The sequence below is a fragment of the Klebsiella sp. DY2415 genome (assembly GCF_026314315.1).
Classification (GTDB): domain Bacteria; phylum Pseudomonadota; class Gammaproteobacteria; order Enterobacterales; family Enterobacteriaceae; genus Klebsiella; species Klebsiella ornithinolytica.
In genome coordinates, this window is record NZ_CP111115.1 from 1,924,929 (window position 1) to 1,937,939 (window position 13,011).

The window sequence follows — 13,011 nt, forward strand, 5'->3', positions numbered from 1 at the left end:
ATGGGTAAAATTGTTGTGGCGGGCAGCCTCCATTACGACATCATGCTGGATGCGCATCATCGCCCGGAAAAAGGTGAAACGGTAATGGGCACGGGCTGTGCTTACAAGTTTGGCGGTAAAGGGGGCAATCAAGCCATATCCGCTGCTCGTGCGGGAGGGGACGTCATTTTTATTGGTGCGGTAGGGGCTGATGCGCAAGGGGCGTTTCTTCTGCAGACGCTTCGTGATGCCGGAGTCAATATCGAGTCAGTCGCCAAAATAGATGAGATACCTTCCGGGATGAGCGTGGCGATTTCTGATGTCGATGGTGATTATGGTGCGGTTGTCGTCTCAAATGCGAATCAGCATATTCCGGCAAAACTCTTTCAACGGGGTGACATCTGGCAAGATGCCGGAATGCTGGTTCTACAAAATGAAGTTCCGGAAACGATAAATCTATGTGCGGCCATCGAAGCCAGCAAGCGGGGGATTCCGGTCTGTATCAATGCGGCGCCGGCCAGAGAACTGAGTCCGCAGCTGGAAAGCTGCATCACTTTGCTGGTGGTTAATGCCATAGAGGCGCGTGATATGAGTGGCGTGACGGTGAACGACCTTTCTTCAGCTCTGGAGGCCGCTGAATCATTGGCTAAACGTTTCTCTCAGGTTGTTGTCACTGCCGGCGAACATGGTGTCGCGTTTTGTGAAGCGGGCATTGCAGGCTCGACGTTAGCCGCCAGGCGGATAACGCTGGTGAGTACTCATGGCGCTGGTGATTGTTTTATGGGGGTTTTATGCACCAGCCTGATGCATGGAGAGGCGCTTAGCGATGCGGTATTTCGTGCGAATGAAGCTGCCGCCCGCCATGTCTCTCAACCCCGGGCATAAACAGGTCTTCCGCCATCCAGAGCCTTTTGTATGGCAAAACTAACAGCTGATTTGTCTTCAGAAGAAGGCTGAAAAGCAAGAAGCCCGCTTAAGTTTCCTTAAGCGGGCTTCTTAAATATGGCTCCTCTGACTGGACTCGAACCAGTGACATACGGATTAACAGTCCGCCGTTCTACCGACTGAACTACAGAGGAATCGTGTGAACGAGGCGCATACTACTGGCCTGGCATTTTTGTGTCAACACTAAAATTAACTCACTGATTCAAATGGCTAAATTTAAGTCAACCCGTTGTTTTAGTGCACAAGGTGTTCGTCATCTGTATCTAGCCGGCCATTCTCACGTAATCTTTGTAAGGGATCCTGGCGATAGAAATGGCAAAAACGCTGCCAAAGAGCCGGAAAGCGCGGGGCAAACAGCTCTGGTGCGCTAAAGAAATATTCGGATAACACGGCAAAACACTCGGCCGGGTCGGTCGCCGCATAGGCGTCAATACTGGCGGCGCTCTCGCCAACCAGATCGATCTCATCCTGAATGTTGTTCATCGCTGCGTGGAGGTCGTGCTCCCAGCCGGCGACTTCACGTAACGGAATCAGCGGCACGCCGCTGGCGCGATCGCCATTGCGCATATCCAGCTTATGTGCAACTTCGTGCACGATAAGGTTGAAACCAGATGCATCGAAAGAGTCCTGAATATCCAGCCAGTTCAGGATGATTGGCCCTTGTTGCCAGCTCTGGCCGGACTGGACAATCCGTTGATTGTGGACCAGACCAATATCGTCTTCCCATTCATCATCAACCACGAATGGGGCAGGGTAGATTAGCACCTCGTGGAAGCCATCCAGCCACTCAATGCCAAGCTCAAGAACCGGCAAACAGAACAGCAGGGCAATGCGGGCGTTTTGCAGCGGAGTGAGTTCAAGCCCTTGCAGGGCAACCAGGCGTTTTTGTTGCAGAAAGCGTGCCGCCATCTGCACCAGTTCCTGCTGCTCTTGCGCAGAAAGATTGGCTAAAACAGGAATGGCAAGCGCGTGTTCCCAGGGCATTTCTGCGTTGCCGGACTCTTCATCTACTTTCCAGGGCCATTTAAACATCATATTGCTCGCAAAGTCGTCACTTGAACATAATTAAAGAGACAGGAACTATTAAAGTGCCAAAGAACCTGGCATTATAGCAACCTCAGCGGAGAGATGCCGGAGCGGCTGAACGGACCGGTCTCGAAAACCGGAGTAGGGGCAACTCTACCGGGGGTTCAAATCCCCCTCTCTCCGCCACTATTCAAACACTTACGTCAATTCCTTTCAACGACCCGCGTCACACACTTCTATTGTGTTGGTATAACGGAGCGTCGCAAGTCCATCAATCATCATCCTCTGATTTCTCGTCGACGGGAAGCGCTTACCTCGAGGATATCCGAATGCTTCCTGCTGGCAGAAGATTTCTCTCCTCGTCGCTATAGATGAGAGAAGGGGGGGGTGCTGACGTTAAGGCAAGAGCAGGTGGGCAGGGCAGAAGTCGAATCTGAAAAACAAAGCCCGCACGCGGCGGGCTTTAAAACGTAAATTGCATCAGAACTGATAGGTAATACCGACAGCAAACTGATTGTCTTCGGCGGCACCAGTTACGATGCTGTCTTTGTGATCGATCAGGTTAAATTTGTAAGCACTGTAGACATTGAAGTTTTTGTTGAAGTAGTACCAGGTACCCAGCTCGATATAATTCTTCATTTCGGCAGTCTTGTCGCCATTAGTGCCGAGATCTTTGCCTTTTGCATAAACATAGCCGAGAGAAGGGCGCAGACCAAAATCAAACTGGTACTGAACAACGGCCTCGATATTCTGCGTTTTGTTGGCGAAAACGCCATTTTCCATTGGCGTCATATTATGCGATTCGGCATACATCACCGCCGTGTAAAGGCTATTGGCATCATACTTGGCGGCTAAACTCCAGACTTCTGCGGTTTCACCTTTACGATCTGCCGCCTGCTCGTCGGTACGGTCTGAATTGCTGTATGCGGCGGCAAAACCAAATCCATCGATGTTGTAATCGACTGACGTGCTATACCCGTCACCGTTAGCTTTCAAACGATCGCGGTTATTATTTTTACCCTGATATTGCAGTGCGATTGTCAGGCCATCAACCAGGCCGAAAAAGTCGCTGTTACGATAAGTGGCGACGCCGTTGGTGCGAGCCGTCATAAAGTTGTCGGTTGCTACCAGGCCATCGCCACCCCATTCGACCAGCATATCGGTGTAACCTGCCGCGTCATAAACCAGACCATAGTTACGACCATAATCAAATGAGCCGTAGTTGGCGAATCTTAAACCAGCAAACGCCAGACGCGTTGCGCTACCCTGTTCGCCTTCTGGTTTATCGGCTTTGATGTTGTATTCAAACTGTCCATAGCCGGTCAGATCGCTGTTAATCTGCGTTTCACCTTTTACGCCGAAACGGGCATAAGTGGTATCTTTGGAGTTATTGTCACTGTTGTTGCGATCGGTGTTGGTGAAAATGTGTTCACCCACCATTTTGCCGTAGAAATCCAGCTTGTTTCCGTTCTTATTGTAGATTTCTGCTGCATTGACGGTTCCGGCCACTAATAATGCCGGAATCAAAAGTGCCAGTGTTTTTCTTTTCATTATATATTCCCTTTTAATCATCATTAATATGAATAGGTGTGCGTGTTGCAAAAAGCAATTTCATAGTATCGGCAAGGTTCAATTTTATTTAAAATAAAAATGTAAATAAATTATATCCAATATTACAAAATGTTTCATTTTGAATTTTTATATTAAAAATTTATCATTTTGAAATGATGTATTTTTGTGGTTTATTGTTTTTAATAACAATATGTTAGGTGTTTGTGGTGATGTATTCATGTCATTAATTTAATTATCATAAATTATGAGTGTCATTTAAATGATTTGGGTGGGTTATTTAATTCTCGGATAATGCGTGATGCTGCAATGTGCGTGCGGATTTATACGGGCTTTGAGGATGGAGAAATATCTCTCCGCTATACGAACGGTAGTGAGCCAGCGTGCTGGTTATTATTATCCGCCACAGATTTATGGCGATGGATAATAAATCCTGTGCTGCAGTGGCACGTAAGTATCGCTATCTCGCGATGGTTAAAAGCGCTTGTTCACCGGAGGAAGGTGCTGTTTCGTTATCTTTTTCACAGTATAATGTGACGTGCGTCACCTTTTTGCCGGGTGCCGCGGTTTCGTTGTCAGTTAAAGGAGAGGAGTTAATGGAGCAGAAAGCGAAACGAAGCCCGGGTGGGAAACTTGCCCTGTGGGTCTTTTATGCCTTTTGTGGTTACTTTCTGTGGGCAATGGCGCGCTACTGGTGGGTCGTTGGCAAAATTGAAAGTGTCCCCGGTGCGACAATTGACGGCGATCTGGGATCGACGTCAGGTAAGTGGCTTGGCGCTCTGCTCGGGTTCCTTGTGCTGAGCGTGGTTGGCGCTATTCTGGGGGCGATAGCCTGGTACACCCGCCCTGACCCCAGGATGCATGAACAACACGATTAAAGTTGCTATGCTCAACGCTGACTTCTCTCAGAGGAACGCGTATGCAACAACTAGACTGGCAGCAACGCTTTGAAGCCTGGCTTGCGGGACATCTCACCCAGGGCGACTCCGCCCACGACATTTCGCACTTTCGTCGCGTGTGGGGAACCGCACAGCGGCTGGCTGAAGAGAGTCAGGCCGATCGCCTGGTCATTCTGACCGCCTGTTATTTTCATGACATTGTTAGCCTGCCGAAAAACCATCCCGAGCGCAGCCGCTCCTCGGTGATGGCGGCAGAAAAAACGCTGGCTATTCTCCAGTCGTCATTCCCTGATTTTCCGCACGACCGCTATCCAGCCGTTTATCATGCGATTGAAGCGCACAGTTTCAGTGCCGGTATTTCCCCACAAAGCGCGGAGGCGAAAATTGTCCAGGACGCCGATCGGCTGGAGGCGCTTGGCGCAATTGGTCTGGCCCGCGTCTTCGCGGTCTCCGGGGCGCTGAACAACATCCTGTTTGATGCTGACGATCCCTTTGCTGACCAGCGTAAACTGGATGACAAAAAATATGCGCTGGACCATTTCCAGTGCAAGCTGTTGCGTTTACCCGACACGATGCAAACGGACAAAGGCAAAGAGATGGCGATACACAATGCGCGCTTCCTCGTGCAATTTATGGCCAAGCTTAGCGCTGAACTTCGCGGCGACCCGCTGTCGGTCGATGAGGCGGTTTTAAGGCGCTTTGAGCCACTGGCCTGAAACTGCCCGCATGATTTATGGTAATCTCTGCAAAATTGTCCGGGCTGGTTGAGGGTATGCCGCAAAATTTATCGAAGGAAAAGAGCCTGTTGTTGCCTCCGGAACCTGCCGGGGAAGAGGCTCAGGCGCTGTTACGCCAGCTGATGGCAATATACGATGTGAAAACGCTGGTGGCATTTCTGCTGGCCGTTGGCGATCGCCACTGGAGCCCGGCGATCTTAAAACGCGTGGCGACGGTTCAGCGGGCGGCTAGCCGTATTACGGCCAATGAGTATGCCCGTCTGGCAACGCTGCTGCCGCCACCGCCGGCCCACCATCCCCGTTATGCTTTTCGGTTCGTCGATCTCTTTGCGGGAATCGGCGGGATCCGCAGCGGCTTTGAGGCGATCCGCGGGCAGTGTGTTTTCACCAGCGAATGGAATAAGCACGCGGTGCGCACCTACAAAGCCAACTGGTATTGTGACCCGAATCAGCACCGCTTCAACGAAGACATTCGTGATATTACCCTCAGCCATCGCCCGGATGTCAGCGATGAACAAGCCGCGCAGCATATTCGCGAGACCATTCCTCCCCACGATGTTCTGCTGGCGGGCTTTCCTTGCCAGCCTTTTTCGCTCGCCGGGGTATCGAAGAAAAATGCGCTGGGCCGGGCCCACGGTTTCGCGTGTGAAACCCAGGGCACGCTGTTCTTTGATGTGGTCAGAATTATCGCCGCCCGCAGGCCTGCCATCTTTGTACTGGAGAACGTTAAAAACCTGAAAAGCCATGATAAAGGACGGACATTCCGCATTATCATGCAGACGCTGGATGAACTGGGTTATGAAGTCTCCGATGCCGACCACAGCGGCGCCGACGATCCGAAAGTGATCGATGGACGTCATTTCTTACCCCAGCACCGCGAACGTATTGTACTGGTGGGCTTCCGTCGCGATCTCCAGCTGCACGACGGTTTTACCTTGCGCGATATCTCAAAATATTACCCGACCGCGCGGCCGACCTTTGGCGATCTGCTGGAACCGACGGTGGATGCTAAATTTATTCTGACGCCGGTGCTGTGGAAGTATCTGTATCACTATGCGCGCAAGCACCAGGCGCTGGGCAACGGGTTCGGTTACGGCCTGGTTGATCCGCGCAATCCTCAGAGCGTGGCGCGCACGCTATCCGCACGCTATTACAAAGACGGAGCCGAGATTCTGGTCGATCGCGGCTGGGACCGCCCGTTGGGGGAACAACACTTCGACGATGCGCAAAATCAGCTTCGTCGTCCGCGCCGGCTGACGCCGCGCGAATGTGCGCGGTTGATGGGGTTTGAAAGCCCGCAGGGCTATCGCTTCCGTATTCCGGTTTCCGATACCCAGGCCTATCGTCAGTTCGGCAATTCGGTGGTGGTGCCGGTGTTTGCGGCCGTCGCGAAATTACTTGCGCCGCGAATCGCGCAGGCCGTGGCGCAGCGTGAATCCGAGGATGAAGCCGGTGGACGTCCACGATAAAGCCACGCGCAGTAAAAACATGCGGGCGATTGGCCAGCGCGATACGGCGATCGAAAAACGCCTTGCCGCGCTGCTCGCTCAGGCCGGATTTACGTTTACCGTTCAGGATGCGACCCTGCCGGGGCGGCCGGATTTTGTCGTGCCAGAGTACCGCTGCGCTATCTTTGCCCACGGCTGTTTCTGGCATCACCATCGTTGCTATCTGTTTAAAGTGCCCGCAACGCGCACGGCGTTCTGGCTGGAGAAAATTGGCAAGAACGTCGAGCGCGATAGCCGCGATATCATGCGCTTGCAAGAGCAGGGGTGGCGGGTGCTGATCGTCTGGGAATGTGCGCTGCGCGGGCGACTGAAGCTGAGCGATGAGGCGCTGACTGAGCGTCTGGAAGAGTGGATCTGCGGCGGCGGTCACCGCGCGCAGATCGACACGCAGGGCATTGGCGAGCCAGAGCTTACTTCTCCACCTCACAAGGCGTAACTTCAGCTCGGGCGGGGAACAGGTATTTCCCCAGCGTGACCAGCACCACGGCAAAAATAATGACGCCCAGCGCCAGCCACTCGATGGACGAAAGGCTCTCTCCGGCAAATCCGGTCCCCAGCAGGACCGCCACCACGGGATTCACGTAAGCGTAGCTGGTGGCGACGGCGGGGGTAACGTTACGAATTAAATACATGTAGGCGTTAATGGCGATAAGAGAACCAAAAATCGCCAGATAGGCAACGGCAAAAATACTGGACCATGACGGCATTTGACTCAGGGTTTCGCCGGTCGCCCAGGAGGCGACCGCCAGGACCACGCCCGCGGCGAGCATTTCAATCGCCCCAGCCATCATGCCCGTTGGAAGCTCAATTCGGGAGCCGTAAACCGAACCAAATGCCCAGCTCATTGAACCGATAAGGATCAACAGCGCCCCCCACGGATTACCGCTCAGATTCCCGCCGCTGTTAAGCAGAATGATGCCCGCCAGACCAATAGCAATCCCCAGCCACTCAATCTTGCGGGTGGTGATACCAAAAAAACGGCTAAAGCAGAGCGTGAAGAGCGGCACGGTCGCCACCATGACCGCCGCAATGCCAGAAGGCACATGCTGGTGCTCGGCCAGGGTGACAAAACCATTGCCGACGGCCAGCAGCAGGATGCCGATCAGCGCCGCATTGAGCAGAGGCCTGAGCGGTGGAAGCGAGTGGCCGGTTGCCAGCAAATAAGCGAGCAGTAGCCCGCCGGCGGAGAGAAAACGGATACCGGCCATCATCAACGGCGGCCAGCTGGCAACGCCAATGGCAATGGCAAAATAGGTCGATCCCCAGATGATATAAAGCGCAAACAGGGCGCCGATAAGGGGCAGAAGCTGGCGGGTAGACATACGTCCTCACGACGGTACAGAGATAGAAAGGAGACATATAGTAAACGTGAAAACTACTGCGCTGGCGAGCGCTTTAATTGATCGATAATTGTTAAATTTATATTGACTCCGCGCATCTCTGGGCGAAAAAGCACTTTTACCTCATACTTATGCGGACATGGCCGCTAAGCGTTCAGGCTGCGGCTGGACGCCAGGGGATTAACCCTCAATAAATGAAGGAATACAATTTTGGCAGGAAGTAGTCTTTTAACGCTGTTGGATGATATCGCCACCTTGCTTGACGATATCTCCGTGATGGGGAAACTGGCAGCGAAAAAAACGGCCGGCGTACTGGGAGACGATCTCTCTCTCAATGCTCAGCAGGTGACGGGCGTACGGGCCAATCGTGAGCTCCCCGTTGTCTGGGGCGTTGCAAAGGGATCGTTGGTCAATAAAGTGATTTTAGTGCCGTTGGCCTTACTGATCAGCGCGTTTATTCCCTGGGCGATTACGCCATTGCTGATGCTGGGCGGCGCATTCCTGTGCTACGAAGGCGTTGAGAAAGTGCTGCACAGTCTGCAGGCGCGCAAACACAAGGAAGATCCGCAGGCCCGTCAGCAGCGTCTGGAAGCGCTGGCGCAGCAAGATCCGCAGGCCTTTGAACGCGATAAAGTGAAAGGGGCGATACGCACAGACTTTATTCTGTCCGCTGAAATCGTGGCCATTACGCTGGGAATCGTGGCCGACGCGCCGCTGCTCAATCAGATTCTGATTCTATCCGGGATTGCCATCCTGGTGACCGTTGGCGTGTACGGCCTGGTCGGCATTATCGTGAAGCTGGATGATATGGGCTACTGGCTGGTGAAGAAGAGCAGCGCGCTGGCGCGCTGGGTCGGTAACGGGTTACTGGCGGTTGCGCCGCGCCTGATGAAGCTGCTCTCCATCGTCGGGACACTGGCGATGTTTCTGGTCGGCGGCGGCATTATCGTACACGGCATCGCGCCGCTTCATCATGCGGTTGAACAGTGGGCTGGTGAACAGTCCGCCCTCATCGCCTCACTGCTGCCGACCGGCGTCCACCTGGTGCTGGGCTTTATCGTCGGTGCGGTAGTGCTGGCGGGCGTGAAGGTTATCAGCGGCTTTCGCGCTACGGCAGAGTAAAATCGCCCGGCGATTATGCAAAATTGCTCAGCTTCGTCTATGGTGAAACGGTTTCTCCCAGATGACGGACTAAAAAATGGTATTGTTGGTCAGTGATGAAGTGAGGCGAAAAAGCGGAGGGCCGCGCATGGTTGTGACGGGCTTCGCCAGCGGAATGGTCGAGTGTCGTTGGTACGACGGTTATGTCGTAAAACGCGAGGCGTTTCGTGAAGATGAGTTAGTGCGTGGGGAAGGGCAGCGACAGAAGAGTGCCTGACCCCTATAGCGCCCGGCAAAAGCCGGGCGCTTTGTCGTTATGCTGCTTAGTTAACCAACAGGGAGCGTTGATGACGTTTGTTGCTTTGATTGTACTGCGAGAGAACAATGGATAAACCACTGTGGGTAAGAAAACTTCGCCGCGTTTCTCGCCCGGGACATGTGGTTAATTATTGTTTTGTCGCAGTACTCTTTTTTTCTACGCTCCTGATCTGGCGCGAAGTGATGGTGTTGGAAGGGGCCTACGTCACCAACCAGCGCAACAATCTTGAAAACGTCGCCGATGAACTGGACAGTCTGCTGCTGTTCAACATCGACAGAATGGTGTTTTTTCGCAACGGGATGCAGTCGGCGCTGGAAACGCCGCTGGATTTTGAGATTTTGCGTAATGCAGAACAGGAATACATGAGCAAACGCCATGAACCGATCTGGTCCGTCGCGTTACATAACCGGCGTACTCTGCCGGTGTATGGCGTTTCCGATGACTTTGTCGACAGTCAGAGCTCGCTCTCGCGCAACGATGCCCTGACCGGTAATGAGCTGATGGCGGTTCTGGAGCTGGGGTATCTCCTGCGTCTGGTCGAGAATAACCGCGGATTTAACGAACGCATGCTGTACATTTCGCGCAGCGGTTTTTTTACCAGCACCACGTTGCCAAAAAACGCGGTACAGGCCCAGACGTTATATACCCATGCGATCGCCGCCCCGTGGTTTACCCGGCAATCGCAGCGCAATAATCCCGGTCGCGGCGTGTTCTGGCAGACCGTTCTCGATGAGCATGCGCAAAACGACGATCCGGTAGTGACGGCCTCCATTCCCCTTGATTTCCGACATGACTGGCTCGGGGTGCTGTCGATGGATTTTTCGGTGCGAGAGATGAAAGCGTTTCTGGTCAGCGCCATTAAGGGGGCCAGGAGGGGGAATATCAGCTGTATGATAGTCGGCTTAACCTGATTGCTTCCTCGGCGTCGGGGAATGTACTGACCCTGTTGTCCGCCCGTGAACAGGCGATGCTTAGCTACGCGTTTTTGCATCAAAACCAGGGGGGGATTCGTTTATTAACGCGCTATATCAGCTGGCAGAAATTAAACAACTTTGATGGCGTGCTGCTGAGGATCCATACGCTGCAGGAAGGCGTGCGCGGTGCTTTCGGGACCATTACTATTGCGCTGACGCTGATGTGGCTACTCTTTACGCTGATGCTGATCATCTCCTGGCTGGTGATTCTGCGGATGGTGCGTAATATGAGTGTTTTGCAAAAGTCGCTGGAGTGGCAGGCCTGGCATGACGCGTTAACCCGCCTGTTGAATCGCGGGGCCTTATTTGAAAGGGCAATCGCTACCACCAGAATGTGCGAGCGGACGGGGCGGCCGATCTCGGTGATCCAGCTCGATCTCGATTACTTTAAGAAGGTGAATGATCAGCACGGGCACCAGGCGGGCGACCGGGTCCTGTCGCTGGTTGCCAGTACCATCGCGAGCAATATCCGTGAAGGCGATCTGGCTGGCCGCGTCGGCGGTGAAGAGTTCTGTGTTGTGATGCCTGACACCACCTTACAGGTGGCAACAGCCATCGCCGAACGTATCCGCATCCGCATTTACAGCCGTGAAATTCTGCTCTGCAACGACACCAGTTTGCGGATCAGTGCTTCACTGGGGGTCAGCAGCAGCGATGATTGTGCCGGATTTAATTTTGAAAACCTGCAGTCAACGGCCGATCACCGGCTCTACCTCGCCAAACAAAATGGACGCAACCAGGTCTGCTTTAACGATTTGCCGTCGTGCGCTGGTTTGCGGAAATGAGATTTATCTTAAAAAAACACCCGTGACCAATGCGCGATTGGAGAAAAAAGAACGCAACAAACCCTTGCGCCATCAGCATTCTGGGAGAGTGACAGAAAGTTCATCCCATTTCTCAATTATTTTCTTCATGAATAGCTCTTGTCATGCAAAATAATTGAGGATAATGTTTTCCCGCAACGGATATCCCGGTGTAACGAATTTTCAAGTGCTTCTTGCATTAGCAAGTTTCATCCCGACTCCTGCGAGTCGGGATTTTTTTCACCTGTACCTAGCGGTTGATCTCCGTGACGCTAAAGTCATGAATATCGAGTTCAAACGCTTCCGCTAGTTCGCACCAGGTGTGATAGTCGCGGCCATCAACGCTGACGTGATGCGGATCGTCGCGCGAACGCCGTATCTCGCTCTCGCTGATTTCATTAATCGCCGCCAGCAGGGCATCAACATCGACATTCACCCCGCGACTTCCCGCATATCCACTATCTTTGGCGGTTTTCATCATGGCTACCTCGCTTGGCTCAGATCGTGCCTGTTTAAGTATAGGCAAAAAATCACCGGATGGTCGGCGCGGCATAGGGGCCGTCGTAATGGCGGATGGTCGATAAAAACGCACTCACCGGGCAGGGCGCTGCACAGCGGGCAGTTTTGTTCTACACTGGCTCAAAAATAGAGGAGATAAGTTATGCAGGTGAACGATCGTGTCACGGTGAAGACCGACGGTGGCCCACGTCGATCGGGTGTAGTTCTGGCAATAGAGTCGTTTAGTGAAGGGACAATGTATCTGGTTTCGCTGGAAGACTACCCGCTGGGGATCTGGTTTTTTAACGAAGCAGGGCACCCGGACGGGATCTTTGTTGAGAGAGAAGATTAGTTCGTAAGGCATCTGAACTGGCGGAGAGCACCGCCAGTTTTGCCTGCGCCTGGTTCAGCGCAGGTTAACGTGTATTCCGCTGGTAATGTTTTCCGCCAGGCGTACGATATGGTAAATCACCTGTTTATTGTGGGTCTGAATTTTCTTTTTAATATTTCCTTTATGCGACGAAACCGTCTTTGCCTTGATGTTCATCTGGCTTGAAATCTGCGCTGTACCATAGCCCGCCATCCACATTTGCAACATATTCGATTCGGTACGACTGAGCGACAGTGTCGGTATATTGATACGGGCGCTGCTGTAGTTATCGTATTTAAGACGATTACCCAGAATTTCATCAAGGTCTTTTGGCGTCAGTGATTTGGAGCTAATAAGTAAATTCTTGCGCACCAGCAGATAGCGATCGAAATGAATGTTAGCTAACGACATAAAGATAACAAATAACGTCCCAGGGTGCTGGGTAATGATATGCCGGATAAGCTGGTTGCTGTCCGGATGATGAATAAAGCAATCTTCATTGATAAATACCACTGCCGGATGCATGAATTCACAGGCCTCTTTCAGGCATTCCACAGAATGTACTTCACTAATGTCGCGCTTTTTTATTCCCCGGCTTGTCAGATACCCGGACAATCCCAGCCGGGTATAGCTACACAAATCCATGATAATCGTTGACATGACCCATCCTCAATCAACACGTAACGATAATTTATCCCTCGCCGACAAGCGCGATGAAATCCATTTAAGTGGGTAATAAAAACCCGGTTCAGCACAGGAACCATCAGAGAGTCTAAACTATTCCGTAATATTGCCCATAATTTGCCAGGAATACTCCCAAAGTAATGTGTGGCCCGGGTTATGTGAGGGAATTAAAAGCAAAATTGCCTCTTTTCCAGAGAGCGTGGGCCACAAATAATAAATATTTTTAGGATTTTCCTTATGTTGATTGCGTAAATAGCCA

Annotated in this window: 13 protein-coding genes, 2 tRNA genes and 1 pseudogene; 10 read left to right on the plus strand and 6 right to left on the minus strand. The window is 52.4% G+C overall.

Features of this window, described 5'->3' with window-relative positions; translation table 11 throughout:
* A complete protein-coding gene (locus OQV00_RS08895; RefSeq protein ID WP_032717843.1) occupies positions 1 to 864 on the plus strand; it encodes a ribokinase in 864 nt (287 codons plus the stop codon).
* 118 nt (positions 865 to 982) lie between these two features.
* Here the strand turns inward: OQV00_RS08895 and OQV00_RS08900 are convergent.
* Both OQV00_RS08900 and mtfA read right to left on the minus strand, forming a co-directional pair.
* Positions 983 to 1,058 (minus strand) — tRNA-Asn (locus tag OQV00_RS08900).
* A 100-nt stretch (positions 1,059 to 1,158) separates the two neighbouring features.
* Positions 1,159 to 1,959 carry a DgsA anti-repressor MtfA gene (gene mtfA, locus OQV00_RS08905; protein ID WP_160873414.1) on the minus strand — a complete coding sequence of 267 codons (801 nt, stop codon included), beginning with the start codon at positions 1,957 to 1,959 and terminating at the stop codon, positions 1,159 to 1,161.
* 87 nt (positions 1,960 to 2,046) lie between these two features.
* Here mtfA and OQV00_RS08910 point away from each other — a divergent pair.
* Positions 2,047 to 2,136: transfer RNA gene (locus OQV00_RS08910), tRNA-Ser, on the plus strand.
* Positions 2,137 to 2,430: 294 nt separating this feature from the next.
* On the opposite strand, the gene OQV00_RS08915 is transcribed toward OQV00_RS08910, so the two are convergent.
* Entirely contained in the window at positions 2,431 to 3,501 is a 1,071-nt protein-coding gene (locus tag OQV00_RS08915) for a porin (protein WP_032717073.1), read from the minus strand.
* 614 nt (positions 3,502 to 4,115) lie between these two features.
* Between OQV00_RS08915 and drpB the strand changes: the two genes are divergently transcribed.
* Genes drpB through OQV00_RS08935 form a run of 4 tightly spaced genes read left to right on the plus strand, consistent with a single transcriptional unit; the run spans position 4,116 to position 7,099 of the window.
* Positions 4,116 to 4,397, plus strand: coding sequence for a cell division protein DrpB (gene drpB / locus OQV00_RS08920; protein ID WP_004864207.1), 282 nt, complete (start codon positions 4,116 to 4,118; stop codon positions 4,395 to 4,397).
* Between the two features lie 41 nt (positions 4,398 to 4,438).
* Positions 4,439 to 5,134, plus strand: a complete 696-nt coding sequence (locus tag OQV00_RS08925; RefSeq protein ID WP_004864205.1) for a phosphohydrolase — start codon at positions 4,439 to 4,441, stop codon at positions 5,132 to 5,134.
* Between the two features lie 56 nt (positions 5,135 to 5,190).
* Positions 5,191 to 6,624: a DNA cytosine methyltransferase gene (locus tag OQV00_RS08930; protein WP_064359125.1), complete on the plus strand. Its 1,434-nt coding sequence runs from the start codon at positions 5,191 to 5,193 to the stop codon at positions 6,622 to 6,624.
* Positions 6,599 to 7,099 (plus strand): very short patch repair endonuclease, encoded by a 501-nt coding sequence (locus OQV00_RS08935; RefSeq protein ID WP_180862551.1) that lies wholly within the window; start codon positions 6,599 to 6,601, stop codon positions 7,097 to 7,099. Before OQV00_RS08930 ends, OQV00_RS08935 begins: the two co-directional genes overlap by 26 nt.
* Here OQV00_RS08935 and yedA read toward each other — a convergent pair.
* Positions 7,074 to 7,985 (minus strand): drug/metabolite exporter YedA, encoded by a 912-nt coding sequence (yedA, locus tag OQV00_RS08940; RefSeq protein ID WP_015583985.1) that lies wholly within the window; start codon positions 7,983 to 7,985, stop codon positions 7,074 to 7,076. The two genes, OQV00_RS08935 and yedA, sit on opposite strands and share 26 nt — an antisense overlap.
* A 228-nt stretch (positions 7,986 to 8,213) precedes the next feature.
* Between yedA and OQV00_RS08945 the strand changes: the two genes are divergently transcribed.
* From OQV00_RS08945 to dgcQ, 3 genes and pseudogenes are all read left to right on the plus strand, one after another.
* Positions 8,214 to 9,125 (plus strand): DUF808 domain-containing protein, encoded by a 912-nt coding sequence (locus OQV00_RS08945; RefSeq protein WP_004864193.1) that lies wholly within the window; start codon positions 8,214 to 8,216, stop codon positions 9,123 to 9,125.
* A gap of 76 nt (positions 9,126 to 9,201) precedes the next feature.
* Positions 9,202 to 9,381 carry a YodC family protein gene (locus OQV00_RS08950; protein ID WP_015583987.1) on the plus strand — a complete coding sequence of 60 codons (180 nt, stop codon included), beginning with the start codon at positions 9,202 to 9,204 and terminating at the stop codon, positions 9,379 to 9,381.
* Positions 9,382 to 9,488: 107 nt separating this feature from the next.
* Positions 9,489 to 11,182: pseudogene (gene dgcQ / locus OQV00_RS08955) on the plus strand (cellulose biosynthesis regulator diguanylate cyclase DgcQ).
* A 268-nt stretch (positions 11,183 to 11,450) separates the two neighbouring features.
* Here dgcQ and yodD read toward each other — a convergent pair.
* A complete protein-coding gene (gene yodD, locus OQV00_RS08960; protein WP_015583989.1) occupies positions 11,451 to 11,678 on the minus strand; it encodes a YodD family peroxide/acid resistance protein in 228 nt (75 codons plus the stop codon).
* A gap of 183 nt (positions 11,679 to 11,861) precedes the next feature.
* On the opposite strand from yodD, the gene dsrB reads away from it, so the two are divergent.
* Positions 11,862 to 12,050 (plus strand): protein DsrB, encoded by a 189-nt coding sequence (gene dsrB, locus OQV00_RS08965; RefSeq protein ID WP_004864183.1) that lies wholly within the window; start codon positions 11,862 to 11,864, stop codon positions 12,048 to 12,050.
* Between the two features lie 54 nt (positions 12,051 to 12,104).
* Here dsrB and rcsA read toward each other — a convergent pair whose 3' ends face one another.
* Positions 12,105 to 12,728: a transcriptional regulator RcsA gene (gene rcsA / locus OQV00_RS08970; RefSeq protein WP_004864179.1), complete on the minus strand. Its 624-nt coding sequence runs from the start codon at positions 12,726 to 12,728 to the stop codon at positions 12,105 to 12,107.
* Positions 12,729 to 13,011: the final 283 nt, after the last annotated feature.